The 1109-nt window shown below is 48.0% G+C and carries 1 pseudogene and 1 CRISPR repeat array; the pseudogene reads left to right on the forward strand.

Annotated features, from left to right (window positions below):
• The first annotated feature begins 76 nt into the window (after positions 1 to 76).
• Positions 77 to 539 (forward strand): annotated as a pseudogene (locus tag FFT88_RS25195) (H-NS family nucleoid-associated regulatory protein).
• 203 nt (positions 540 to 742) lie between these two features.
• A CRISPR array of direct repeats spans positions 743 to 1076; the repeat unit is 29 nt; unit sequence CGGTTTATCCCCGCTGGCGCGGGGAACAC.
• Positions 1077 to 1109 lie beyond the last annotated feature (33 nt).

Raw genomic sequence — 1109 nt, forward strand, 5'->3', positions numbered from 1 at the left:
ATGTCAGACACAGTAAAAAAGACTGGGTAATCAACCCACCAGAGAAAACACGTTTATTGCAAAAGAGGGGGGAATTATGTGCAAACTGACTAAAGAAGAAGAATACAGCATCATCAGTCGAACAATGACGAATATTCGTTCACTACGCATGTATGTACGCGGAGTTTATTTTGAGCAATTACTCGACATGCAGGAAAAGCTCAACGCTGTTATTGAAGACGCCGTGAAGATGCTGAACGAAAAGCGGCTGAACGTAAGGAACTGGAAACTAAATGTCAACAGGTATTTGACTACATCAGTTCTGTGGGGCTTGACCCGGAAGAATGGCAGGGTCCAATTTCTGCTATTGCAGGGACAACGGAAACCAAACGAAAAACCAAAGGCGGTGTGAGAAAAGAGAAATATATCTTTGAGGATGAGAACGGCGATACCAAGACGTGGTCTGGTAACGGTAAAATGCCACTTGCTTTACGAAAACAGGTTAATGAAGGTTGTCCCCTGAGACTTTTCTCATTCAAAAGCCCAGTCAACCTGAATAAAGTTTTCATGCAGCGAAGGTAGTCAACTCTAATTATATGTACAATCATTACAGCTCTGTTCCCCCTGCCAGAGCTGTTGCTTACAGAAGGAATGACCTTCTCCGGATGAGCAGCACTTGTCGTCAGGTATTTCCGTTCTAGGCCAGTAACCTCACTCACAAGCTGACAACTATCCTGACACAGGGGGTTATTGGGTGATCTCCTTCCATGAAAATACGCTCGCGGGGAACACTGCATTCGTCCGGGAAATGGAAAGGCGTGCGGCGGTTTATCCCCGCTGGCGCGGGGAACACACTGTTCCGCGTGCGCTGAGCCGCATTCACCGCGGTTTATCCCCGCTGGCGCGGGGAACACTTTAAAACAGTATCTTTATCCATAACCATCTCCGGTTTATCCCCGCTGGCGCGGGGAACACATACAGGACGATACCGCCCCCACAGGCCAGCACGGTTTATCCCCGCTGGCGCGGGGAACACGAATTACGCTTAAATCCTCTAAACTTAATTGGCGGTTTATCCCCGCTGGCGCGGGGAACACGAATTACGCTTAAATCCTCTAAACTTAATTGGC

The organism is Escherichia sp. E4930, assembly GCF_005845405.1.
Classification (GTDB): domain Bacteria; phylum Pseudomonadota; class Gammaproteobacteria; order Enterobacterales; family Enterobacteriaceae; genus Escherichia.